The organism is Brevibacillus centrosporus, from assembly GCF_046622605.1.
Classification (GTDB): Bacteria; Bacillota; Bacilli; order Brevibacillales; family Brevibacillaceae; genus Brevibacillus; species Brevibacillus centrosporus.
In genome coordinates this window covers 60,241-83,889 of sequence record NZ_CP176857.1, presented here as the reverse complement: position 1 = coordinate 83,889, position 23,649 = coordinate 60,241, and the positions used below count along the sequence as shown (strand labels likewise).

The following is a 23,649-nucleotide window of genomic DNA, read 5'->3' as shown; positions in this document are numbered from 1 at the left end:
GGATGAGTCTGTCATGAGAAAAATATGGGTTGTTTCTATGCTGGTCCTTTTGATTGCCGCAGGTGTTTATTGGATGAATGTTTCAGAGAATTCAGCAGTGGAAAGTAGCAGTGCACTTCAAATTGTTGGTTCTGAGGCACTGACCCAGATGATTAATGAACAAACCGATATGACGATTGTGGACCTTCGCGAGCCAGAACTATTTGCACAAGGGAGAGTACCCAACGCAATTAATATCCCGTTTGCAGAAATCAAAACGGAATATACGAGTATCCCAAAAGATAAGAAAGTTGTGTTTGTCTGCCATACAGGACGAATGGGGACTGAAAGCGGAAACTTCCTGATAGAGAATGGGTATAGAGATGTTTACAACCTTGATGGCGGGATGGCGAAATGGAAAGGAAAAATTGAGCAATAATTACTACCTGATGGCGACGGTCGAACCGTTGCCGTCTTTTCGTTATCATAGTGGAATGCTCTGTTCGAAACGAAAGACATTTTCTGGATCGTAGTTTTTTTGACTTTTTTCTACTTAGCGATTTTCTCCCCAAAATACATGGTCGGCCAATCATGAATGAGCAGATCGGAATAGTTGCGGTATGCACCTCGGGTGAAGGGTAGCATGGATGTACGAAATTGTTCGACCCATCGAGATAGCCGTACCCGCCGCCAAGAGTCAACCCGGACACGCCGGTTGTCGAGCAGGCCCCTCTTGAAACGGTGAGTCTTGTTTCCACAAGGCTTCATTTAAAAGCAGTACCCGAAACCCCACATCTACACGTGAGTGCAACCAACCTTGTCAATATTTAGTTGCTGTAACTCGCTGATATCGATTACAAGACCACCGTCAACTAGAGAAAACGCTTCATAGCTATGCCCGCCGCCACGCTCATGGAAAGACACCTTATTTTTACGTGCCCATGTAACGGCGCATCCTGCTCACTCATGTAGTAAACAATTACTTTTGGAAATTAGAAATGCGGGTGTTGAAATCGAGCCTTACTTCCTTGTACCCAGATTTTCCCTCCACAATCACACGCCCGGTCAATCCGTATGTCGATAGCACACGAACAACTCCTTTGAGCTCAACTATGATTATCAATGGCAACGGTCGAACTTTTTTATTTTATTGTCGCTTGCCTAGTAATACGCACATAATTTGCCTCCTCACACAAAAAACTATGGGTATAACCGATGGGAGGAAATTATATGAGAAGAATGGCAATACCCGTCGTATCGCTTTTGATCCTGGGAATGTGGGGATGCTCTCCGAATGCGATGCAACAAGCAAAACCGGCCAAAATTGCGGCAGAAAATCAGATGCCCATGCCTATGTCTAAACCGAACCAACAAGCTACTGGGAGTAAGCCAAATACCGAGATTCTCACTACCCTGAAATTAAGACAATTACCAGCCCTTGCGGAGACGGATGCAATCAAGCCTACGGGACATCTACGAGAGTATAAGCTAGAGGCCAAACCAGCGCGCTGGGAGCTTGTTTCCGGTGTACAAACGGATGCCCATACGTTTAACGGGACGGTTCCAGGGCCAACCATTCGTGCGAAAGAAGGAGATACGATTCGTGTAATACTCAAAAATAGTTTGCCAGAAGAAACCTCCATTCATTGGCACGGTCTGCATATTCCCAACAATATGGACGGCGTGCCATCCTTCACTCAGCACGCTGTGAAACCAGGCGAAACATTTACTTACGAGTTTATAGCAAATCATGCGGGAACTTATATGTATCACTCCCATTTCAACAGCATTCCACAGATTGATAAAGGTCTGTACGGTTTGTTAATTATTGATCCTCAGAACAAGGGAGCGTTAAAGCACGATCGTGAATACACCATGCTTTTCGGAGGATGGAACGTACCAAACCAATCAGGCGGACAACAAAAGCAGACCGGGAATGACAAAATGACCGGAATGTCAAAAGGAAAGGCAAACGAGCCGAAACATAAAGGAAATGTCAGAAGCATGATGAACCATGGGGCTCAAAACAAAGATCAGCAGAAAAACCCTCACGCGGGTATGAACATGCCGCCGACCGAATCCTCAAAAGACAACGCGGGCAGCAGCGTGATGGGGATGGATTACAATTACTGGACAATCAATGGCAAGTCATTCCCGGACACGGATCCGATAGAAGTAAAACAGGGAGAAGTGGTACATGTCCGAATGGCCAACATCAGCAATGGAACTCACCCGATGCACCTGCATGGACATGATTTTCGTATCATAGCGAAGGACGGTCATCCACTTGCCAGTCCTTCCATAGTAAACACCGTCACGGTAAATCCAGGGGAAACCTACGACATCGACTTCATTGCCGACAATCCTGGAGAGTGGGTTTTCCATTGTCATGAGCTTCATCACACAACGAACGCTATGGTGGAGCCTGGAGGATTAATGGTCCTCGTAAAATATATCAAGTAGCATCAAGAAAAGCAGCTTTGTTCCCGACTTGAATTAGTCAATATAGGCTGTGAATGAAACGATTATGGTAAGGAAAACAGTGACGAAAAAGTCTTACAACACATACCCCTTTAAACTATCCCGCTCCACAACGGGATAGTTTTTTATATGAAAAGACCACCTGATTGAGTATACAGGAAAGCGTTGGAATCTGGACAAATGCTACTTTTCTACCCCTTCGTTGGACCTGATTTCAAATTTCTACAAAAGCACCAACCATCTTGCTACACAAAACCGTTACAATAGACATGCAACGACGATATTTTCACCCCCGAAAGAGGCCGAGAGACATGAAAAAATTGCTTCCTTTTTTTATCCTATCATTGATTTTGATGTTGTTTCTTCCAGGCGGGAGTTCCGCCAATACCTCTGCCATTCAATTGGGAAGTGATGTACTCTTCAATCAGTTCCATCAAGTAATAGAAGGCAAAAAAGTGGGACTCGTCACCAATCAGACAGGTGTAAACAGCAAGGGAATTAGTACGATTGATTTGTTGAGACGCGACCACTCCTTAACCTTGTCAGCCTTATTCGCCCCCGAGAACGGTTTGGACGGAAAGGGCGAAGACCAAGTGAAAAGTTACACACATCCTGTCTATGGGATCCCGGTTTACAGTATTTCCGGGGTAAACCGGATGCCTACCAAGGAAATGCTCGCTACCATTGATGTAATTCTCGTCGATCTGCAGGATAACGGCTCCCGGACCTCCACTTACATATCCACCCTGCAGTATTGCCTCACAGCAGCGAAGCAGCAAGGCAAACCAGTAATCGTGCTTGATCGTCCTAATCCTGTCGGTGGCAAGATCGTGGATGGACCCGTCTTGGAAAGCCCGTACCGTTCGATCATTGGGGTAGATACCCTACCGCTTGCACATGGCATGACGATTGGCGAGCTGGCGCTGTTTTTCAACCGGAACATCGGTGTGGACTTGACTATTGTTCCAATGCAAGGCTATACCCGCAGCATGGTGTTTCAGGAGACCGGACTTCGCTGGATTCAAAACTCACCACAGCTTCCCGATCTGGCTGCCGTGTTCGGCTACATGGCCACTGGTTTGGGAGAAGGTATCGACCTCAATCAGGCAGACGGCTTCACCTGGATTGGTGGAATTGGAATCCCTTCCTACCAGTACGCAGATTTGTTAAACGCAAGTAAACTGCCTGGAGTGACCTTTTTGCCTGAAAGCAAAGAGACAGCAGGTGGAGTCCGACTGCATATCACAGACCCACGCCGATTTAATCCGGCAAAAACCGGGATCTATGCATTGGCCTATGCCAGACAACTTATCCACTTCCCATTGCCGAAAAGCGACAGAACCGTAGAATTGTTCGATCAGGTGATGGGCACGAACAAGATCGGCCAATATCTGGAGCAAGGAAAGAGTCCCCAAGAAATAGAGGCTACATATAAACAAGCGCTAGCGCAATTCCGCGAGCTTCGCAAGGCATATCTGATTTATGGCGAGCAGCCATTTCAACCAACTCAGCTGATCCATAGTAAGCAGACTCTATCTGTGAAGCCAAATACTGCACCACCTACTGCTTCACCGGCCAGGCCGCAGCCAGGTACGAGTGTGACGAACTCTCAGCCGAAACCGCAGTATCAGTCCGTCCAGCCGCGTCCTGGTACCAAGGCAACCACGCCGGGAACGAGCAAAGTCGCCTATCTGACCTTTGATGACGGGCCATCTCCTGTAACCCCACTGGTACTGGACACGCTAAAACGGTTCAAGGTGAAGGCTACCTTCTTTATCGTTGGCCGAAATGTTCCCGGCCATGAAGCAATCTTGAAGCGGATTGTTTCAGAAGGTCACGCAATTGGTGGCCATACGTACTCCCACGACTACCGCGTTATTTACAAAAGCGTCCAGGGTTTTTTCACGGATTTTGACAAAGGCAATCAGTTGATCGAAAAAGCAACAGGCATCAAGCTGACATTCTTCCGCTTTCCAGGGGGAAGCACCAATACGGTCAGCCTGAAGTATCAAGATCCAACACTCTACACCAAAGAAAAACCGGTCATGCGCGCAATCAAAGAAGAAGCTGCAAGACGTGGTACCATCTTTATTGATTGGAATGTAACCAATGAGGATGCACGAAGCAACCACTATACAGCTGAGGAAGCACTCGCGAACGTGAAGAATCAAGTTAAAAATCAGAAGGAAATCGTCATCCTGATGCATGATGCCAGTACCAAAATGGCGACTGCACAAGCTCTACCGGGAGTGCTACAGTTCTTGAAAGATAAAGGCTATCGTTTTGAAGTAATCAATCATGACCATCCTACATTAGCTGTAGTGAAGTAATGATGAATAAAGCCCGCTCACGGCGAATAATGCCGTAGGGCGGGCTTAGACTGTTTTTCGAATATTTGGGACATTTCTGTCATTAGTAGCGGGGGATTCTGTTAAGGATGCTTGGATTTATACGTAGATGATCATGACCCGTTCTTTCCCGAGCCAATCAGGAACAGATGCATATGGCGAAACCAGCTATATCATGAAAGGCGGTTTACATTATTTCTGAGCAACATCCTTTCATTTATGGTTGACAACAAAGGTTGCCTTTACCTGTTTCAAGAGCAGACTTTAAACTACTGAGAACGCCTGACCAAGCCATTTGATGCCACTTAAATGTCTCTTCCCATTTCTCATCTTCCATAAACCCCGAATGCTCAATGGTAACCGTTGTGGTCTGTTGATCCACTGACGCAAACGTTACTTTCACAATGGTCAGTTCGTTAGCTTGGTTCATGATCTCAGCGAAAGGGTCTGGTCCTTTCCATGTAAATTGTAATTCTTCTTGATCAAGCAGTTTTGTTATTTTGCAACCTTTGGTATTCATTCTAGTAGTGTTACCTGGTTCAAAATATAATTCGAATGGTCCTCCTTCTATTGGATCTATAACTGCTTCAGGGGCAAACCATTCAGAAACTCTGTCAGAAATAGTCCACGCGAACCAAACCAAGTTCAGTGGGGCATGAATCGTGACCCCATTTTTTATGAACCTTTGTGTAGAAGAGGCGGCCATCGCAATCCCTCCATAAGGTATTTTTTACAAAATAAGTATATCATTTGATAGGTTTAGATTGAATCATTCTTTAGAATATTTATAAAGAACCGCTGGTTTTGTGCTATACTTTTCCAAAGGATCGTAAGCATCAAATGGGGGAGAGTCATGATACAAATTAGTTCGATTGAACATTGGTTTCTTCAATTGATTGACATGTATAGGAGAGATCCTCATTCCGTTTATAACACATGGTTTGCCAACGAAAGCCGATTAAAATACTTTCGTTCTATTCGTAAGGGAGTTGCGAAAGTCGTTGATGAAATTAGATCTGGATCTTTTGGGAATGACTTTAAAGGCTCGTCCTTGGAATCCGTATTACATTCCATATGTGAACAAAAGGAAGTATTCCAAGGTGCAAGTCATGCATTTATCTGGAAACCTAAATTACGGATACCGGATATCTATGAAAATGAGGAAAATAAAAAGGCGTTCGGTGCGTTCTTAGATGCATGTTTACGTGGACAGACTGATTCCGCCTTGTTGCAAGAGGTAGATAGGCTTGCCAGTCGCAATATCAAGGGATTAGGTCCAGCAGTTGCCAATATCCTGTACTTTTTGCATCCAACAATCTTTCCTCCCTTCAATACTGCAATGGTCGAAGGTTTCAATTTATTGTTTCAACAGAAAATAAAGCTAGGGTCTTGGGAGTCGTATCTGTACATGCGTCAGATCATTCTTCAGGTGAATAAAAGTTTCAATCGTGATTTATCAAAAGATCTAGGAATGATAGGGGGTCTTCTCTTTGAGGTCGGGACAGGTGAAATTCTCCCTCCTGTATCATCTGGAATCTCAATAAGAATGGATGATGAGAAGATTCGAAAATACCAAGAGAAGCGGTCAAGTTCCGCGAAGTCGACAAAAAAGGAGGAAAATGCACATCAAGAGCAGCAGTTTATGCTTTCTAAATTAGGTGGGGCATTGGGATATGATGTTTGGATCGCCTCAAATGATCATGGTAAAGAATACTGTGGTGAAAAACTGGGGAGGTATTCGTTACATTCTTTTCCTAAGCTTCCCTATCCTCAAGAGGTAATTGATACAGCAAAACTAATCGACGTCATTTGGTTTAAGAAAAACTCGAATGAAATTGAGGCGGTCTTTGAGGTAGAGAGCACAACATCCATCTATTCGGGTATATTGAGAATGTATGATTTATCACTTTCACTTGGAAGGCGACAGTTGTGCTATCTGGTAGCACCTAAAAGCCGTGAAAAAGAAATATTGGCCCAAGTAAGAAGACCGTCCTTTCAAGATATAGCTGATATGGAATTACACTACTTGTTTTTTGAAGAGATCTGTGATCACTGTGAAGCAATGTGCAAGTTTGGAAATGACAAAGGAGTATTACATAAACTGGCAAAAACCTGTTGTTAGACAACTTTCGCCTCATCATAACTACTCTGAATGATTACAGAGTAGTTTTTTTATTTATCTACTGAATGATAAAGTGAAGAACCGGAACAATGAAGACATCTATTAAAGTTTGGAAAAGCCCTCATACATGTGCATGAGAGCAAAAGAAGGGCATTACAGCCGTTGTTTATTAAATCACACGTTTGATTTTAACTACTCTTTTTTCCCAATTCGTATCAAAGAATTTGGAGTAAATCACTCCCGGACTTCCATAGGTATGCAGAACTTTTCCATTACCAGCATAAATGGCAACGTGTGTAATCCGATCTGACGAACTGTTTACGGAAGCTTTCATAAAAATTAGATCGCCTTTCTGTAGATCCTTCATAGAGACGCTTTTCCCTACGGTTGATTGTTGTCGAGAATCACGCGGTAAGGTGATGCCTGCTTCCTTGAAGACTCGTTGGGTAAACGAAGAGCAGTCAAATGTTTTGGTTGTATCCTTGCTGGATCCATACTTATACTTTGTCCCTAGATACTTCTCACCATTGGAAATGATTTTGTCCGCCAAATCGTTGGGAGATACAGTTTGTTCGGACTTGAATGAAGGTGTTGATGACGACTCTTGTTTCGTCACATTCCCACTCAAAATTCTACGTGCACCAACGAACTTATTATCAAATTCAGAAATGTTTTTCAGAACGACTGCATCTTCGGCTTGAGAAGCATAAACAAATTGATTTTTGCCTATGTATACTCCCATATAATTGGGGGATTTCGATCCTTTAGAAGAGAAGAAAACCAAGTCTCCAGCTAACAGGTTTTCTTGAGACACACTGCTGCCGGATTTATACAAATCTGAGATTGAGCTTTTAATCGTAACCCCCGCTTTTTTGTAGACGTAGGTAGCCAATTCAGCAGAGCCAAACTTTGAAGGACCTTTGGCCTTAAATTGATAATCTTTCCCCAGCAGAGATTCTGCAAGTTTCGCAATCTCTTCAGACTTTTGCAAACTTGTCGTATCGGATGCAGCTTGTCCAATTTGACCACCAAATCCTAACAGGGACGTACTCAGTATGACTGCTACTGCTGATTTCTTCATCCAATCTCGTTTCGTCACTTTCTTTTCCTCCTTGTCATCTTGTGGATACCTTTGTGGGGTATGTGGATAGATTACCTTAGGAGGAAACGGTAGGATAAGCCCGTAAAATTTCCCAATCAATCATTTAGTAAGATGGGACTATAAACCAAGCGCATAGAAAGTATTGATGCTAATGGTATTTAGTTCTATAGTACTGATCACAAAATGTCCAATAATCAAAAAGCTTTGGTCAAGAAAAACCATCTTTGGGCTATGCCAATTGATGGTTTTTCACTTCAATAATTGTTTGGGCAGCAAGACATTGTTTCCTTGGTTGTTTGGGGATGGCATTTTGATTCTGGGTCTGTCTTGGGGTCACTTTTGGTAACGATCCATCTTCCCCTTGTAAATTTCATCCAAAGTATTAGTGCTTTCACAATAATGTCTAACCCAATTGCAATCCACACACCCATAAGCCCCCAACCGAGACGAATTCCGAGTAGATAGACAAACAACGTACGAATAACCCACATACCGATTGCAGTGAGATACATGGGGAATTTTGTATTGTTTGCACCTTGAAAGGCACCTGTCAATACCAGGACAAATGCTAAAAACGGTTGGAATAAACCTGATACTTGCAGAGCCACCTTAATTTCATCAAGCACTTTAGCTTCAGTTGTAAAGAAAGTACCTGTCCATCCCCCAAAGAAGAACAAAAATACTCCAAGAATAGTCATAAAGACGACAGATAAATAAGTACAAAGCTTTGCATATTGTTTAGCCTCTTCAAACTTACTTGCACCCACTTTTTGACCCACTAGAATGGTCGCAGCTGTACTAAAACCATACCCGATCATATATGAAAATATCTCTATGTTACCTGCGATCTGATGTGCTGCAAACGTGTTGGTACCTAGCGCAACGATAAATCCGAAGTAAACAACCTGTCCTGCCCGCATCACAAGTCGTTCTCCTGCAGCGGGGCTGCCCATTGTAACCAACTCCCACTGATGTTTCCAATCAATTTTCCAAAACTCTTTCTTGAAAGCAATTGTTTTTGATCTCTTGATGTAAAAGTACAAACCTATAGATCCTAAAATACGAGCGATAACAGTTGCCCACGCAGCCCCGATAATACCTAAAGAGGGAATGAAGGAAAATCCAAAAATGAATACATAGTCCAACAGAGCATGAACAACATTGATTACGATACTTACAATCATCGGGGATTTTGTATCACCGGAACCTCGTAAGATACTACTTAATACGAACATTAATGACATAAAAACGGATGGGATGGCAACAATTCGAAAATAAATGGAACCTGCCTCAAGAACATTTGGAGCAATCCCCATTAACCGAAGGAGAGGTTCTGCAAAAAAAAGAGTGATGAGTCCGAACAAGATACCTAAAAAAATGGCCATGATAATCGCTTGTTGAGCAATATGCTGTGCTTTGTCTTGTTGATTTGCACCTAAAAAGTTGGATATAAAAACATTAGCGGCTACACCAAGTGCCATAAATACTGCAAAATAGATTGCCAATAGCGCATTGGCGATACCTACGGCTGACACTTCTACGAGCCCAATTTTTGAAACAAAATACGTATCGACAAAGCCAAGGGTTGTTTGAAAGAAATTCTCGATTACTGCCGGAATAGCCAGGATTAAGATAATCTTGATTTTTTCCCTTAGATTATTATCTTTGCTAAGTAGACCTTTATGATGTGAAAACTCCATCTAATTATTCAACCACCTTACCCAATAAGATAATGATTAATCCTCTATAGCTATACCCATAAATTCCATTTTAAACCTATCTAACTCAGCCTTGAGTTCACTGCCATTTGCCATTAATTACTTTAGGAATCATAACTTCAATACCCGAAATTCCGAAATCTCCTTGAGATAAGATTGGAAAGCCATCATTTTGTGGAGTGAAAAATTGTATTGACAACATAGGGTAGGGGGCTATACTATTTATTCATCGAGCACCGGTAAATTATGGAATACAGTGGTGTCTTTTTATGACGGCCGTCGCGTGCACCAATGATTATTCACCGGAGTTCGTGAGCAGAGGAGGGACTTTTCATGGGGAATCAAGCGCAAGCGGTTTTTCAACCGGATCCAAGACGGTGGAAAGCATTAGCTTTGTTATGTTTAGCCAATTTTATGGTGATCATGGATACGTCGATCATCGGTGTTGCATTACCGGCGATAAAAGAGGCACTCGGTTACACACAGGCGAGTTTACAATGGGTGTTTAATGCTTATGTCATTTTCTTTGGCGGGTTGCTTTTACTAGGCGGTAGGTTATCGGACCTCTTCGGACAAAGGCGCATGTTCATGTGGGGATTTTCGATCCTCACGCTGGCCTCTTTACTTGCAGGAGTTGCGTGGAACGAAGAGTCGCTAAACGTCGGCCGGGCATTGCAGGGTATCGGTTCTGCATTTATCGCTCCAGCGGCCTTAACGATCGTCATGATGCTGTTTGGCAGCAATCCGAAAGAGCTCGGAAAAGCATTCGGTTTTTGGGGAGCGTCAGCTGCTGCGGGAGGAACTGCAGGGGTATTTCTGGGAGGGGTCATCACCGAGTGGCTTAGCTGGCATTGGACGTTTCTGATCAACATCCCGGTCGGAGTTCTTGTTCTTCTCGTTTCGCCAGCACTTCTCTCCAAAGGAATGGCTCGAAAAGGAAGTGTCGATCTACTAGGAGCACTTTCTGTCACTGCCGCCCTTGTGCTAGCCGTTTATGGTATTGTGACTGCTGAACATAACGGTTGGAGTTCAAACACGACGATCTGGACCCTGATCTTTGCTGCAGTTTTATTCGTTCTGTTCCTTGTTATTCAGGCGCTGAAAAAAGATCCGTTAGTCCCATTGCGAATTTTCTCCGCGCCGAATCTGGCTGCAGGCAACATAGCGTTAATCATGCTCTCGGCCGCATGGATCCCGCTTTGGTTCTTCTTGAATCTATACTTGCAACAGGTCTTACAATTCAATGCTTTTGCAGGTGGACTTGGATTGCTCCCCATGACAATCCTGATTATGGTTTTCATGGTGCTCATCACGGGCAAAATGATCGGGAAGTTTGGAGTAAAGGCGAACATGGTTATAGGTTTGATCGCCCTTGGGGGATCTCTGCTCCTATTCGCTGAAAACACTCCGGTAGATGGAAACTTCGTAGCCAATGTCTTACCCGCTTCCTTGCTGGGGGCTCTTGGCATGTCACTCGCTTATATCCCGGCAACCATGTCCGCGATGTCTGGAGCGAAACCGGAGGAAGCGGGCCTTGCTTCTGGTATCGCCAATACGAGTTACCAGATCGGTTCAGCCATCGGGCTCGCAGCTATGGTCGCTATTGCCGCGGCTACTACTGGATCCCTGACAAGTATGGAGCAAACCGTCGCCCTCAACGAAGGATTTCATCAAGCCTTCTTTTGGTCAGGAATTGTGGCTTTCGTAGGCGCACTTCTGGCACTCGTTTTTATCAAGCCAGCTAGACAAGGAGATACGAACGGGCCTGCTGCTTTGTAAAAATATGATCTCCAGCCAAATGTACTTTGGCTGGAGCCTTTTTCAAAACGTTGCACTAAATAGGGTGTAGGAGTATAAAAATGGGTAAGGGAGAGACGATTGGAATGAGTATGGAATCAGAACAACTGAATGTAAATTCGATCAAAGTATCAGCTTGCTGTTCTCCAGGTGAAGAAATCCGTAAGAGCCATCATTCGGATCACGTAAAAAACGGTTTAATCAGTCGTCTGAATCGGATTGAAGGGCAAGTTCGAGGTATTAAAGGGATGGTTGAGAAAGATGTATATTGTGACGACGTTCTTAATCAAATTGCTTCAGTCCAATCTGCACTGAACAGTGTAGGAAAGCTTCTGCTTGAAAATCACATGAAAAGTTGTGTCATTGAACGTATTCAGGAAGGTGATACGCAAGTACTGACAGAACTTATGATAACAATCAACAAACTGATGAAATAAACTTTGTAAATGGCGTAGTTGCTGCGATTTTTAAAAACAATATAGGGTACTAGGGTATTGTAATTTTCCTGTTGACATTAAATACGGTAGAGGGGTATACTAAATTCGAAGGGGTTGATGGAAATGAATCCCAGTGAACCAACTGAAGAGCGAAACAGCCAACTGAATTTGAAAGAGAAAACAGCAATCCTAATGAGACTAAATCGCATCGAAGGCCAAATTCGCGGTGTGAAAGGTCAGGTGGAACGTAACGAATATTGCGATCACGTGTTAAATCAAATGTCTGCTATACACTACGCACTTAACGCCGTAGGGAGACTTCTTATGGAGAATCACCTGAAAACGCACGTTAGGAGTCGTGTCGAGCAAACAAAAGGAGCACTTCTTGATGAAATGCTCCAAACACTAACCATTTTGATGAAATAAAGGAGAGATTACGATGAAAAAACTTACATTGCAAGTCGAAGGCATGAGCTGCCAGCACTGTGTCATTTCTATTGAAGGTGCACTGAAAGAAATCGGGGCCGCCGGAAAAGTCGATCTCGGAAGCAATACTGTGGATGTGACGTATGACGAGGAGAAAATCACGCTTGAGGCTGTAAAAGAAACCATTGAAGAGCAAGGCTACGACGTCGTGTAATCAACAGTAAAAAAGAAAAGGGGGGCGAATCGTTATGGAATCAACCGCTACAAAAGAAAGCAAACAAATCAACTTACAAATTACAGGCATGACTTGTGCCGCATGTGCGATTCGAATTGAAAAGGGCTTAAACAAAGTGGATGGGGTATCAGCGGCAAATGTCAACTTCGCCATGGAAAAAGCAAGTGTGATTTATGATCCGGCAAAAGTCAGCGTAAGTCGGCTTGAAGAAAGTATCAGTAAGTTGGGGTACGGTACGGCGAAGGAAGTCGTTGATTTTCAACTCGAGGGAATGACATGCGCCGCATGTGCGAACCGGATTGAAAAGGGTTTGAATAAGATTCCCGGTGTTACGAATGCAACTGTGAACTTTGCTATGGAAACCGCGCACGTTGAATATTCACCTAGTGAAGTTTCCATAAGCGATATGCAGAAAAAGGTACAGCAGCTTGGCTATAAAGCCATATTGAAAACGGAAAATGAAGGTGGCAAAGATCATCGCGAGAAAGAAGTGCAGAATCAAAAACGTAAATTGCTCCTTTCAGCGATTCTCTCGTTCCCTCTCTTGTGGAGTATGGTTGGTCACTTTTCCTTCACTTCCTGGATTTATATGCCGGAAATTTTCATGAATCCATGGCTGCAACTGATTCTGGCCACACCGGTTCAATTTTACGTCGGCAGACAGTTTTATGTGGGTGCGTACAAAGCCCTTCGCAATGGCAGCGCAAACATGGACGTGTTGGTTTCACTTGGGACATCAGCGGCATACTTCTACAGCCTATATCTGACGATTGCCTGGTTCATTGGAGATGGCGGGGCTCATCACGGTCCATCACTCTACTATGAGACAAGTGCGGTCCTCATCACACTTGTAATCATGGGCAAGTTGTTCGAGTCGCTCGCAAAAGGACGTTCATCAGAAGCCATCAAATCCTTGATGGGACTGCAAGCGAAAACGGCTTTGGTAGTTCGCGACGGTCAAGAGCTGTCCATTCCAGTAGATGAAGTGATTACAGGGGATATCGTCCTTGTCCGCCCAGGAGACAAAGTACCTGTTGACGGTGAAGTCGTAGAAGGCACTTCAACTGTGGACGAATCCATGCTCACCGGAGAAAGCATTCCTGTAGAAAAGAAAATCGGTGATGCAGTTATCGGGGCAACGATAAACAAAAACGGCATGCTCAAAATCAAAGCGACAAAAGTGGGTAAAGAGACAGCGCTGGCGCAGATCATTAAAGTCGTGGAAGAAGCACAAGGTTCGAAAGCACCGATTCAAAGGGTCGCAGACGTAATTTCCGGCATATTCGTTCCCATCGTTGTCGGTGTAGCAGTGGTAGCTTTCCTGGTCTGGTATTTCTTCGTTACGCCAGGCGATTTTGCTGAGGCGTTAGAAAAAGCAATCGCGATCCTAGTCATCGCATGCCCTTGCGCATTGGGATTGGCAACACCAACCTCCATTATGGCGGGATCCGGACGTGCAGCTGAGCTTGGAATCCTTTTCAAAGGCGGCGAGCATCTGGAACAAACCCACAAAATTGGCGCGATTATTTTGGATAAAACAGGAACAGTCACAAAAGGGAAACCAGAGTTGACGGATATTGTTACCGATGGAGATGAAGCGAACTTCCTCAGACTCGTAGGCGGAGCCGAGAAAAACTCAGAGCACCCACTTGCTGAGGCAATTGTGGCGGGGATCCAGGAGAAAGGCATCTCGCTGCCAAGAACGGAATCGTTTGAAGCAATGCCAGGCTTTGGAATTAAGGCCGTAGTAGAAGGGAAAGAGCTATTAATCGGGACTCGTCGCTTGATGGAGAAGTTCGAAGTAGACGCCAAACCAGCCTATGAGAGAATGTCCCTTCTAGAAGAAGACGGTAAAACGGCCATGTTGGTAGCAATTGATAAGCGCTATGCCGGAATGGTAGCTGTCGCGGACACGATCAAAGAAACCTCAAAGGATGCGGTCAGTCGCTTAAAAGAAATGGGTATCCAGGTCATCATGATCACCGGGGACAACGAGCGGACAGCTAAGGCTATTGCTGCTCAAGTCGGAATTGACCATGTGCTTGCGGAAGTCCTACCCGAAGGCAAAGCGGAAGAAGTTAAAAAACTTCAAGCTCAAGGGAAGAAAGTTGCGATGGTAGGGGATGGAATCAACGATGCACCTGCTCTGGCAACAGCTGATATCGGGATGGCGATCGGTACGGGCACAGACGTAGCCATGGAAGCATCTGATGTAACTCTCATGCGTGGAGACCTTTCGAGCATCCCTGATGCTATCTTTATGAGCCGGAAAACGATGAGCAACATTAAGCAGAATCTGTTCTGGGCACTGGGCTATAACACACTTGGGATTCCCATTGCTGCAATTGGTTTGCTGGCACCTTGGGTTGCAGGGGCTGCAATGGCATTAAGTTCAGTATCCGTAGTTCTCAATGCCCTTCGATTGCAGCGTGTTAAAGTACGATAAGCGTAGAGACTAGTCAAAGTGAAGGCGACCCATATGAACACAAGAGAGGAGAATGATAATGGGTGAAACAACAAAAATCGCCGTTACCCCTGCAATACAAGTAGGAGGAAGTCTTTTTACTTCAGAGCAGCTCGGTAAAATCGGTTCAGTAGTTGGAAACGATGCGAAAATAGAAATGACGCCTTTTAAACAAATTTATATAGAAGTTCCACTGGATAGACGTGAAGCAATTGCCGAAGAGCTCCAACGTTCGGGTCTAGAAGTGTACCCAGCTGGTTTTGTAACAAAAAGCTTGATCGCGTGTAATTTTTGCAAAGGTGCGGAAGAAGCTGGTCTTGAGACGGCAAGAGTGTTAAACAAGGCGATTGCGGGAATTGAAACTCCGACCCCGATTAAAGTAGGGTATGCTGGCTGCGCACTAGGAACAAGTGAGCCCCTGTTAAAAGACATTGGTGTGGTCAAAATGCGGGATACCTTTGATATCTATGTTGGAGGAGAAGCAAAGGGTCTGAAGGCTGGTCTTGCAAAATTGCTTATTTCCGGATTAAAGGAAGCACAGTTGGTACCAGTGATTACGAAGATTATCGAGTATTATAAGGAAAACTCCAAAGGGAAAGAGAAATTCAGCAAGTTTGTCGATCGCATTACATTGGAACATTTGAAACAGATTGCGGGTTAATAACTATACAGATTATGATGTTAGATTAGACGTAACGAGCAATGCAGTAATGTAAGGCACTTGTCATCAACTGAAATATACAACTTTCCGGTCTTCATGACCGGATTTTTTGTTATAGGGGTACCGCCAACAATATGCGGATTTTGTACGCTAAGCCCTAATTGACAGAAAAAACGCCGGTATCCCGTACGCTAAGGATTACCGGCTTCGATTTTTCCCTGAATAAGTGGTAACAATGAGTTTAGGCTGGCATTTCGCTTTTGATCGAATGTGTACTCCCCAAGAAAGTTGATATGTTCCCATCCTAACGGCGAAATGTGGTTTAACAGATTTTCTTGAAGCGATCCCTTTTGCTTCAGAAGTTTCGTTGCTTCTGTAAGATAAACCGTATTCCAGACACTAATTGCATTAATGAGAATATTCAATGCGCTGGCACGCTGGAGTTGATCTTGTAAGGCGCGCTCACGTAATTCTCCACGTTTTCCAAAAAAGAGTGCTCTGGCAAGAGCATTCATTGCCTCGCCTTTATTTAGACCACGCTGTATGCGACGTCGCATCGATTCGCTAGAGATGTAATCCAGAATAAAGATCGTCTTCTCGATCCGTCCCATTTCCCGTAGAGCTGTAGCCAAACTATTTTGTCTTGCATAAGAACCGAGTTTCCCCATGATAAGAGATCCAGAAACTTTTCCTTCACGAATAGAATGCGCCAGGCGTAAAACATCATCATAGTTCTCCTGAATAATCTTCGTATTAATACGACCGCGTAGTAGGTTTTCTATCTTGGGAAACTCGCCTGCCTTATCAAAAGAATATAACCTGGAATCTGACAAATCCCGAAGCCGTGGAGCAAACCGGAATCCGAGCAAATGACTTAAACCAAAGACTTGATCTGTGTAGCCGGCCGTATCCGTATAATGTTCTTCAATAGACAGCTCAGATTCATGATGCAAAAGGCCATCGATGACATGCACCGCGTCACGAGCGTTCGTATTGATTACTTTCGTATAGAACGATGAAAATTGATCGCTGACAAATCGATAAATTGTTGTCCCTTTTCCTGAGCCATAGTGTGGGTTCGCATCAGCATGTAGTGCCGAAACACCTACCTGAACACGCATACCATCTGAAGAAGATGTACTGCCGTCTCCCCAATAAGAAGCTAATGCCAACTTGTGATGAAAGTTTACCAGAGTGGCTTGTGCACGATTCATGGCATCTTCATACATTCTCCATTGAGCTACGTTTGCCATTTGATGATAAGAAATACCTGGAGTAGCCTCAGCCATTTTTGTCAGCCCTATATTTGTTCCCATTGCCATGAGAGTGGCCATCACAATCGTTCTTTCTTCGGCTTTAGGTGGACGACCAGTAGAAGCGTGAACAAACATTTCATCAAATCCAGTCCAGTTGGCCACATCCATAAGCAAATCTGTTAATTTGATACGAGGCAGCATGTCATAAAGAGATAAACTGAATGATCGGGCTTCATCTGGTACGTCTTTCTCCAGTCGATCAACACGGAGTTTTTCTTTTTCAATACTAACTCCTTCCAGCTCATGCAGATGATCTGATACCCATTGCAGACGTTTAGACAAGGCTTCGTATCTCTCCTGAAGATATTCTTCTGACGACAAGCTAACAGCAAGTCTGGTACCGGAGGTACGGGCATCACTCCATTCTTGTTTTGATACCAGGTATTCATCAAAATCCTTATGTTGCTTGCTTCCCACAACGGAAATATCTCCAGAACGAATATGATTACGCAGCTCTGTAAGAGCAGCCATCTCATAATAATGTCGATTGATTAAGCCGTCCTCGTCATACACATGTTTTTGCCAACGATTCGGGATAAAGTCTAATGGTGCTCCATCTGGAACCTTACGTTTCCCTGAATCATTCATTTCACGAATAGTATCTAATGCGTGTAATAATGGTTCGGTTGACTGAGTAGAACGAAATTCTAGTGCTCGTAGAAGAGTAGGTGTATATTTTCGGAGATAAAAGAATCGATTCTCCAATAAATCTAAATAATCATAATCCATTGGCCGCGCCAATTTCTTTGCTTCTTCTACTGAAGCAACTATCTTTTCCCACGGCATAACCGCCTCTAAGGATGCAAATGGATCAAGCCCCTCGTTTCTAGCTCGGATCAGAGCTGCACCTAAATCAGCATAATGTATAACCTTTTCATTGACGGACTTTCCATTTTGTTTTTGTATTTCTTCTTGTGCTTTACGTCCCTTTGATTGCAAGATCATAATCTGCCGGTCATGGATTTCAATCGCTTGATCGATTAAATCTTGACTTACATTCAGAAGGTAGGCGACTAGAATGGCGTATCTTTTTGTCTCGTTAAATCGTCGGAATGAATGTGGCTCGTATCTTGCTCCCAAACGGGCCAATTGTATGAATCGATTAGGATGGATCTTACCCGTGTTTATCGATAATTCAATTCCCCGAATATACTCCAGACGCTCAATCACTTTTAGAAATTGCCTCTGGCGAGGATTGGCCAGGTACCTCCCGAAGCCATGCTAGGAGTGTTTTTCCGTTCTCTACAAATGGATCGATCAGCTTGTCTAATCTCAGCTTTTGCCAAGCAGAAAGGGAATTTGTTAGCTGTTTAAAAATCCTTTCCTCTGCTCGATGACGGGTTTCCCAGACGAGCCTTTCAATTGTTGTCATGGCAGGAAGAATAATTTTTCTTTTTCGTAGTTCGTTTAGGACGGTACGAATCAAATGAGTCGGATTTCCATTCTCCATCGCATGATGTAATAAAAATTGGGATGAACTACGATATTCACGCGAAGAGAAATTGCGATATCCATAGTCCTGACGGATCTCTTCAAGATGTTCACGTCTGGTCGGGTCCCGTTGAGCATACAGAGGATAGACTTCCGGATCAACATCAATTTGCTTGGCTATGTATCGTAAGACAGTCTCAGGAATATCTTTCACATCAGACAATGACCAACCTGGGTACCGAAGAGTACATAACTGAACAGCGAAGCCCAAACGATTATGATTTCTCCGGTGCCTGTTGATGATTTCTATGTCATGTTTTGAAAAGGTATAGTAAGTAGCGAGTTCCCATTCACTCATGTCTGGACGAATCCTCATGAGTTCATTTCTTTCCTCTGGTGTTAGTAGCTCTCTTCCTCTAACCGGCATAAACTGCTCATCCTTTCAGATTATTGCCAAGCTATCTTTTCTACTTCGGATTGCAAATCAGCTTGTGTTGCTTTGACGTAGATCATTGTTGTGTCTAAGCTGTCGTGCCCCATAATTTGCGCTAACCGATGTAATGGGGTGTTGTCGGCCATGACATAGCCGAATCGATGGCGCAAATCGTGAGCACTCAATCCTTCTAAGCGAGCTAATTTCATGTATTTTTGAATGAGATGTCGTAAAGCACGTTCAGTTAAACGATCACCTGTTTTTTCTGAAGGGAATAGATACAGACTATCTGGAGACAAGTCCACCATATACTTTTCCAATATGGCGCGGCAGGTTGCATTCAGCGGTACTTCTCGTTGCTTGTTTCGTTTTCCTGATCGAACCGTAACCTGACCACTTCGTTTTCCAATGATTACATCACCAGGAGCAAGATCACAGATTTCCATAGTTCGAAGCCCCGTATGCAGCATTAAAGTAATGATCGTTTGATCTCGAATCGATCCACTATGTTCCACCGCAGCAATGAGAGCAGCTTCTTCTCTTTCGGTCATCTGCCGTGGGCTTGCCTTTTCTTCTGGTACCAACTTGACCGGCTTAGACGGATCGCGACGAATTAACCCTTGAGCTGAAGCCCACTCAAAAAAGCGTTTCAATGTAATTAACCTACGGTTAATCGTGGCAGGCTTCAGCTTCATTTCCTTTTGCATCACATCGCGGTATCTGGTGATGGTAGGTGTTGCTACATCTTCGATACGAAATGGTATAATTTCTTCAGATGCTTGTTCGCTTTCAAACCACCCGATGAAATGCTTCAGATCCCCACCGTACTCTTTAACTGTTTTTGGTTTCAAATCTTCCTCAGTTTCGAGCATATGTATAAAGTCGGCAATGACTTTTTCACCTTGTTCTGAAATCCCGTTTCCTGTCATCTTGAGAACCTCCAAATTCTTGACTTACCTTAGCGGACATGATAATCTTATCTTAACGGAAACCTTAGCGGACATCAATGATAGAATTTAAATATCCATCATGTCCACTAATATTAATTAGCGGACATTTAGAAAGGAGCTCGTTCACATGGCGGTTAGCAAAGAAGCTGTAATCAAATTGTTTGACCTTCTTCCAGATGATGCAAAGCAATCAGCCTTTGATTATTTGCAATTTTTATCCATTCGCCATACACGACCAGATTGGAAAGAAATTGATAAGATGGATCCGGACACAGAACCTCTCACAGAAGAAGAACTTCGCCAAATGAAAAGTGACGCCGGTTACGTCACGGGGGAGGACGCCAAGCGTGAGTTCGGGCTACAAGTTGATCTACCATAAGGATGCGGTTAAATTTTTAGCTAAGCAAGAAAAAGCCGTTCAGGAACGAATTGTTCTTGGACTACGAGGACTTCTTGAAGTCCCACCTATCGGTGACATTAAGCCAATGAAAGGTTATACAGCTCTCTATCGGCTAAGAGTTGGCACCTACCGCGTCCTTTTTGAAATTGATCACAATGAAATGATCGTATACATACGCGCAATCGATTCACGCGGCGGCATCTACAAATAAATATTTTTTTGACCACCGAGTTAACTAGGTAAACTCGGTTAACACTTTGGTAATACTATGTTATATAGTTAACTCATCGGGAGAGTGATATTGAATGGCTGAAACCACAAAAGGCTTTAAAATGACCGACGACTTAAAAAACAGGATTAATAGCACGATTGAAGCATCCGGAATGACTGATAAAGATTGGATCGAAGCTGTAACCAACCTTTGGGTGATGCAGGATATGAAAAACGGAATGCCGGACTTCCAAAAAGATATTTCGGAGCTAGAACTTCATACCAATCGAATTAATGAATTGGTCATGAACATGATTCAGCGATCCTCGTTTGAAAAAGAAGAGATCCATCGTAAAGCTGAGGAACTGAAAGAATCTAAGAATCTAATGATTGAGGAATGTCAGTTTGAAATCAGCGATTTAAAAAAGCAGCTACAAGCTGCCGCAGAGGAAGTAGATCGATTCAAACAAATGAAAGAAGAAGCTGAGCGTCTTGTACGGCAAATGGAAGAATCCAGTGAAAATAACAAGCTGTTAATCCAGGAATACAAAGAGAAAAACGATACATTGACTGGTCTCGTAAACGATTTTCGTCAAGGATACGAGGAAAGTAAATCTTATAAGGATCAAGTTGACCGGTTAACTCAGCAAATCGCTAAACTCCAAGAGGATCTGAGCAAAGAAAAAGAAGCTATTCAAAGTATGGATGAGATCCAAAAGGAAGTCCTTCGCCAAGCTGAGGAACGTCATAAGGCTGAACTTGAACGTGTTATTGAAAAGAAAGAGGTTGAAAAAGAGCGCGAGCTACTACAGCTCCGTACCGAGTTCCAGGACAAGCTCCAAAAAGCCAACGAAGAATCAACGACAAAAATTCAATCGTTGTATGAACGCATTGAACAGCTCCGCAAGGAACATGAGCAAGAATTGAAGAAACAATCTGAGGCGTATGAGAAGCAAATCGATCAAATGAAGAAACAAAAATAAGGAATAGTGTTTATATGTTGAGCCATCATCAAAAGAAAAAGGATTTGGTGGAAGCTGTAGCAGCGCGCCGTGCGGCTGCGGCCAAACTACGTGAGGCGATTTCGATTATTGACGAAGCCATTCGAAAACTGGCCTATAACAAGAGCAATTCTATTTTGTTTGAACTGAAACAGCTACACGACGGTATTAAGGAAAATGCGGAAATGCTTGAAGATCCGGAGTATGACCCGGATTAATGGAGTCGAGGGAAACGCGGAAAGACGAGATTGGTAAGAAGTAGTAATATGCCGGTAATCCTTAACGTACAGGATACCGGCGTTTTTTTCGTTAATCGGGGCTTAGTGTACAAAATCCGCACTTTGTTGGCGGTACCCCGTATATAACAATGTTGGAACAAAAGCCAATTCCACTATGGGACCCAAGGTATTTGGTTACCATCCGAATTTACCAAGTTATGATTACGATCTCAATAAAGCAAAAGAATTGCTAATTGAAGCAGGCTATCCAAATGGGTTTAAAACTACGATCTGGACGTATGACAAAAAAGAGCGAGTAAATTTAGCTGAAGTTGCCCAGTCTCAGTTGAAGGGAATTGGAATTGATGCTGAAGTGAAAGTGTTAGAATATGGAGCTTTTATAAGTGCAATAGGGAAGGGAGAACAAGACATATTTATAAGCGGCTGGGGGAATGCGACCGGCGACGCAGACTACAACCAGTCTAATATGTTCCATTCAAGTTCACAAGGAGACGCCGGAAATAACTTCTTCTACAGTAATCCGAATGTAGATACGTTGATCGAAGAAGGTCGTAAAGAGACAGACTCCGTCAAGCGTAAAGAAATATACGCAAAAGCGCAGGAGATTGAAATAAAAGATGCGGTATTTATTCCCATCCGGAATGGAGAACAAATTGCAGCATTAAGTAAAAAGGTGAACAATTTCTGGATGAATCCATCCGGCTATTTCATAATTAACGAGGTTTCCATCCTCGAATAGTAAAAAATGAAATAGTAACGGATTAATTGTGGGTATGACGCTCAACGTGAGGGTATGACATGCTCCGTATGTGCGAACCGGATTTGTCGACCGAATCACACTCGATCAATTGAAGCAAATTGTTGAATAACAAGTTGGAAACAATAACTATAGGACTCTATGATGATAACCCGGTCAAATTGTCTGGGTTATATTTTTTAAATTTCGGATCTTTTCGGAACGATTGATGCAACACAATATGGTAATGCATGAACCGCAGGAAACAGTAGAAACACAAAACGAGCTGCGGAGAACGCTTCCTACTGCGTAACAGGTAAGTCAGATTCCTTATCGTTCATGCAAAACGTTGATTTGATGTCCGGCATGAGAAGGTATGCTACAGACCACAACAAGTGCAGAATTAGGTCGATTCTTCAAAGTTTCTTCGTTTTACAGAGATTCCTTTGTTTAAACTCTTGGTAATGAGATTGATGCTTCCCTAACCGTTATCCATTCATGCAATATTGCCAGGTGGCCTTTACTTGGATTGAAGGAATGTACGGTAGTTATCTTAGTAGGGATATCGTTTACCGTGGCCGTTAAATAGCTCACGTACACCTTGATACACCCTAACATTTAAATCTGGAAAGACAAAGGCAACTTCTCCAGCGGAAAGTTGAAGACGATCAGATGGCTGCTCTATTAAAAAAGGTACTTCCATTATTTCAAGTGCAACTTTTGTATATCCGATATCCTGCCAGGAGACAGTGTAGTAAAAGGATTTTTCCATGATGTTTGCGCCCCTCCCATTATTGCATTGTACCAGAATGAAGTGAGGCAAAAAAGTGACCATAAGCAAGCATGATCCTAATAATGGGTTCTGTTTTACCTAAAACAATGATTTAAATTATTTGCAATTACTTACACGAACGGGCAAAAGACAAAAGGTCCCTGATACTTTCAGCCGTTTCATACTCGCTATTGATGGCTTCGCTTCAGTTTTTCCAACTAGGATATACACGTGCAGCTATACTTCACCACGAAGGCTTGGTCCGCAGCTCATAGCGGTATTAATTTTCCATGACGAATATAAATCTCCATCCATCTTCAGCAGATACTAGATACTATCAGAGAATACCAAAATGCATTAAAGAAGGTGTCCCATGACATACTATCATCGA

At 43.4% G+C, this 23,649-nt stretch carries 20 protein-coding genes and 2 pseudogenes; 15 read left to right on the top strand and 7 right to left on the bottom strand.

Going from position 1 to position 23,649, the window contains the following annotated elements:
• Positions 1–13: 13 nt before the first annotated feature.
• Positions 14–418, top strand: a complete 405-nt coding sequence (locus ACLIN2_RS30595) for a rhodanese-like domain-containing protein (protein ID WP_411504843.1) — start codon at positions 14–16, stop codon at positions 416–418.
• Positions 419–774: 356 nt separating this feature from the next.
• Here ACLIN2_RS30595 and ACLIN2_RS30590 read toward each other — a convergent pair.
• A pseudogene (locus tag ACLIN2_RS30590) lies at positions 775–918 on the bottom strand (FAD-binding oxidoreductase); the annotation flags it as partial.
• 276 nt (positions 919–1,194) lie between these two features.
• Here ACLIN2_RS30590 and ACLIN2_RS30585 point away from each other — a divergent pair.
• Positions 1,195–2,442: a multicopper oxidase family protein gene (locus ACLIN2_RS30585; protein ID WP_411504842.1), complete on the top strand. Its 1,248-nt coding sequence runs from the start codon at positions 1,195–1,197 to the stop codon at positions 2,440–2,442.
• A 329-nt stretch (positions 2,443–2,771) separates the two neighbouring features.
• The gene (locus tag ACLIN2_RS30580; protein ID WP_411504841.1) at positions 2,772–4,790 is read left to right on the top strand and encodes an exo-beta-N-acetylmuramidase NamZ domain-containing protein; all 2,019 of its coding nucleotides are present in this window, start codon (positions 2,772–2,774) and stop codon (positions 4,788–4,790) included.
• Positions 4,791–5,025: 235 nt separating this feature from the next.
• Here ACLIN2_RS30580 and ACLIN2_RS30575 read toward each other — a convergent pair whose 3' ends face one another.
• Positions 5,026–5,514, bottom strand: coding sequence for an SRPBCC family protein (locus ACLIN2_RS30575; protein ID WP_411504840.1), 489 nt, complete (start codon positions 5,512–5,514; stop codon positions 5,026–5,028).
• Between the two features lie 147 nt (positions 5,515–5,661).
• Here ACLIN2_RS30575 and ACLIN2_RS30570 point away from each other — a divergent pair, with 147 nt between their 5' ends.
• A complete protein-coding gene (locus tag ACLIN2_RS30570; RefSeq protein WP_411504839.1) occupies positions 5,662–6,930 on the top strand; it encodes a hypothetical protein in 1,269 nt (422 codons plus the stop codon).
• 169 nt (positions 6,931–7,099) lie between these two features.
• Here ACLIN2_RS30570 and ACLIN2_RS30565 read toward each other — a convergent pair whose 3' ends face one another.
• The gene (locus ACLIN2_RS30565) at positions 7,100–8,029 is read right to left on the bottom strand and encodes a C40 family peptidase (protein WP_411504838.1); all 930 of its coding nucleotides are present in this window, start codon (positions 8,027–8,029) and stop codon (positions 7,100–7,102) included.
• A gap of 257 nt (positions 8,030–8,286) precedes the next feature.
• Complete coding sequence (locus tag ACLIN2_RS30560; RefSeq protein ID WP_411504837.1) at positions 8,287–9,732, bottom strand: MATE family efflux transporter; 1,446 nt, start codon at positions 9,730–9,732, stop codon at positions 8,287–8,289.
• Between the two features lie 351 nt (positions 9,733–10,083).
• Here ACLIN2_RS30560 and ACLIN2_RS30555 point away from each other — a divergent pair, with 351 nt between their 5' ends.
• The 6 genes from ACLIN2_RS30555 (at position 10,084) to ACLIN2_RS30530 (ending at position 15,770) form a co-directional block, all read left to right on the top strand.
• The gene (locus tag ACLIN2_RS30555; protein WP_411504836.1) at positions 10,084–11,529 is read left to right on the top strand and encodes an MFS transporter; all 1,446 of its coding nucleotides are present in this window, start codon (positions 10,084–10,086) and stop codon (positions 11,527–11,529) included.
• Between the two features lie 110 nt (positions 11,530–11,639).
• Positions 11,640–11,984, top strand: coding sequence for a metal-sensitive transcriptional regulator (locus tag ACLIN2_RS30550; protein ID WP_411504970.1), 345 nt, complete (start codon positions 11,640–11,642; stop codon positions 11,982–11,984).
• Between the two features lie 123 nt (positions 11,985–12,107).
• On the top strand, positions 12,108–12,410 hold the full coding sequence (locus ACLIN2_RS30545; RefSeq protein ID WP_411504835.1) for a metal-sensitive transcriptional regulator: 303 nt from the start codon (positions 12,108–12,110) through the stop codon (positions 12,408–12,410).
• Positions 12,411–12,423: 13 nt separating this feature from the next.
• Positions 12,424–12,624: a copper ion binding protein gene (locus ACLIN2_RS30540; RefSeq protein ID WP_411504834.1), complete on the top strand. Its 201-nt coding sequence runs from the start codon at positions 12,424–12,426 to the stop codon at positions 12,622–12,624.
• A 34-nt stretch (positions 12,625–12,658) separates the two neighbouring features.
• Positions 12,659–15,091 carry a heavy metal translocating P-type ATPase gene (locus ACLIN2_RS30535; RefSeq protein WP_411504833.1) on the top strand — a complete coding sequence of 811 codons (2,433 nt, stop codon included), beginning with the start codon at positions 12,659–12,661 and terminating at the stop codon, positions 15,089–15,091.
• Between the two features lie 58 nt (positions 15,092–15,149).
• On the top strand, positions 15,150–15,770 hold the full coding sequence (locus ACLIN2_RS30530; RefSeq protein WP_411504832.1) for a nitrite reductase: 621 nt from the start codon (positions 15,150–15,152) through the stop codon (positions 15,768–15,770).
• A gap of 191 nt (positions 15,771–15,961) precedes the next feature.
• On the opposite strand, the pseudogene ACLIN2_RS30525 reads toward ACLIN2_RS30530, so the two are convergent.
• A pseudogene (locus ACLIN2_RS30525) lies at positions 15,962–18,944 on the bottom strand (Tn3 family transposase).
• 20 nt (positions 18,945–18,964) lie between these two features.
• The gene (locus ACLIN2_RS30520; RefSeq protein ID WP_411504831.1) at positions 18,965–19,879 is read right to left on the bottom strand and encodes a tyrosine-type recombinase/integrase; all 915 of its coding nucleotides are present in this window, start codon (positions 19,877–19,879) and stop codon (positions 18,965–18,967) included.
• Between the two features lie 148 nt (positions 19,880–20,027).
• On the opposite strand from ACLIN2_RS30520, the gene ACLIN2_RS30515 reads away from it, so the two are divergent.
• The 5 genes from ACLIN2_RS30515 (at position 20,028) to ACLIN2_RS30495 (ending at position 22,489) form a co-directional block, all read left to right on the top strand.
• Complete coding sequence (locus ACLIN2_RS30515) at positions 20,028–20,279, top strand: hypothetical protein (RefSeq protein ID WP_411504830.1); 252 nt, start codon at positions 20,028–20,030, stop codon at positions 20,277–20,279.
• On the top strand, positions 20,248–20,511 hold the full coding sequence (locus tag ACLIN2_RS30510) for a type II toxin-antitoxin system RelE family toxin (protein ID WP_005835955.1): 264 nt from the start codon (positions 20,248–20,250) through the stop codon (positions 20,509–20,511). Before ACLIN2_RS30515 ends, ACLIN2_RS30510 begins: the two co-directional genes overlap by 32 nt.
• Before the next feature lie 94 nt (positions 20,512–20,605).
• A complete protein-coding gene (locus tag ACLIN2_RS30505) occupies positions 20,606–21,493 on the top strand; it encodes a hypothetical protein (protein WP_411504829.1) in 888 nt (295 codons plus the stop codon).
• Positions 21,494–21,507: 14 nt separating this feature from the next.
• Positions 21,508–21,729: a hypothetical protein gene (locus tag ACLIN2_RS30500; RefSeq protein WP_411504828.1), complete on the top strand. Its 222-nt coding sequence runs from the start codon at positions 21,508–21,510 to the stop codon at positions 21,727–21,729.
• 175 nt (positions 21,730–21,904) lie between these two features.
• On the top strand, positions 21,905–22,489 hold the full coding sequence (locus ACLIN2_RS30495) for an ABC transporter substrate-binding protein (RefSeq protein WP_411504827.1): 585 nt from the start codon (positions 21,905–21,907) through the stop codon (positions 22,487–22,489).
• Positions 22,490–23,039: 550 nt separating this feature from the next.
• Here ACLIN2_RS30495 and ACLIN2_RS30490 read toward each other — a convergent pair.
• Entirely contained in the window at positions 23,040–23,258 is a 219-nt protein-coding gene (locus ACLIN2_RS30490) for a hypothetical protein (protein WP_411504826.1), read from the bottom strand.
• Positions 23,259–23,649 lie beyond the last annotated feature (391 nt).

Bases quoted from the DNA above. Each gene is read 5' to 3' on its own strand.
- ACLIN2_RS30595 (WP_411504843.1), top strand. From the start codon at position 14: ATGAGAAAAATATGGGTTGTTTCTATGCTGGTCCTTTTGATTGCCGCA.
- ACLIN2_RS30585 (WP_411504842.1), top strand. From the start codon at position 1,195: ATGGGAGGAAATTATATGAGAAGAATGGCAATACCCGTCGTATCGCTT.
- ACLIN2_RS30580 (WP_411504841.1), top strand. From the start codon at position 2,772: ATGAAAAAATTGCTTCCTTTTTTTATCCTATCATTGATTTTGATGTTG.
- ACLIN2_RS30575 (WP_411504840.1), bottom strand. From the start codon at position 5,514: ATGGCCGCCTCTTCTACACAAAGGTTCATAAAAAATGGGGTCACGATT.
- ACLIN2_RS30570 (WP_411504839.1), top strand. From the start codon at position 5,662: ATGATACAAATTAGTTCGATTGAACATTGGTTTCTTCAATTGATTGAC.
- ACLIN2_RS30560 (WP_411504837.1), bottom strand. From the start codon at position 9,732: ATGGAGTTTTCACATCATAAAGGTCTACTTAGCAAAGATAATAATCTA.
- ACLIN2_RS30555 (WP_411504836.1), top strand. From the start codon at position 10,084: ATGGGGAATCAAGCGCAAGCGGTTTTTCAACCGGATCCAAGACGGTGG.
- ACLIN2_RS30550 (WP_411504970.1), top strand. From the start codon at position 11,640: ATGGAATCAGAACAACTGAATGTAAATTCGATCAAAGTATCAGCTTGC.
- ACLIN2_RS30545 (WP_411504835.1), top strand. From the start codon at position 12,108: ATGAATCCCAGTGAACCAACTGAAGAGCGAAACAGCCAACTGAATTTG.
- ACLIN2_RS30540 (WP_411504834.1), top strand. From the start codon at position 12,424: ATGAAAAAACTTACATTGCAAGTCGAAGGCATGAGCTGCCAGCACTGT.
- ACLIN2_RS30535 (WP_411504833.1), top strand. From the start codon at position 12,659: ATGGAATCAACCGCTACAAAAGAAAGCAAACAAATCAACTTACAAATT.
- ACLIN2_RS30530 (WP_411504832.1), top strand. From the start codon at position 15,150: ATGGGTGAAACAACAAAAATCGCCGTTACCCCTGCAATACAAGTAGGA.
- ACLIN2_RS30520 (WP_411504831.1), bottom strand. From the start codon at position 19,879: ATGACAGGAAACGGGATTTCAGAACAAGGTGAAAAAGTCATTGCCGAC.
- ACLIN2_RS30515 (WP_411504830.1), top strand. From the start codon at position 20,028: ATGGCGGTTAGCAAAGAAGCTGTAATCAAATTGTTTGACCTTCTTCCA.
- ACLIN2_RS30505 (WP_411504829.1), top strand. From the start codon at position 20,606: ATGGCTGAAACCACAAAAGGCTTTAAAATGACCGACGACTTAAAAAAC.
- ACLIN2_RS30500 (WP_411504828.1), top strand. From the start codon at position 21,508: ATGTTGAGCCATCATCAAAAGAAAAAGGATTTGGTGGAAGCTGTAGCA.
- ACLIN2_RS30495 (WP_411504827.1), top strand. From the start codon at position 21,905: ATGGGACCCAAGGTATTTGGTTACCATCCGAATTTACCAAGTTATGAT.
- ACLIN2_RS30490 (WP_411504826.1), bottom strand. From the start codon at position 23,258: ATGGAAAAATCCTTTTACTACACTGTCTCCTGGCAGGATATCGGATAT.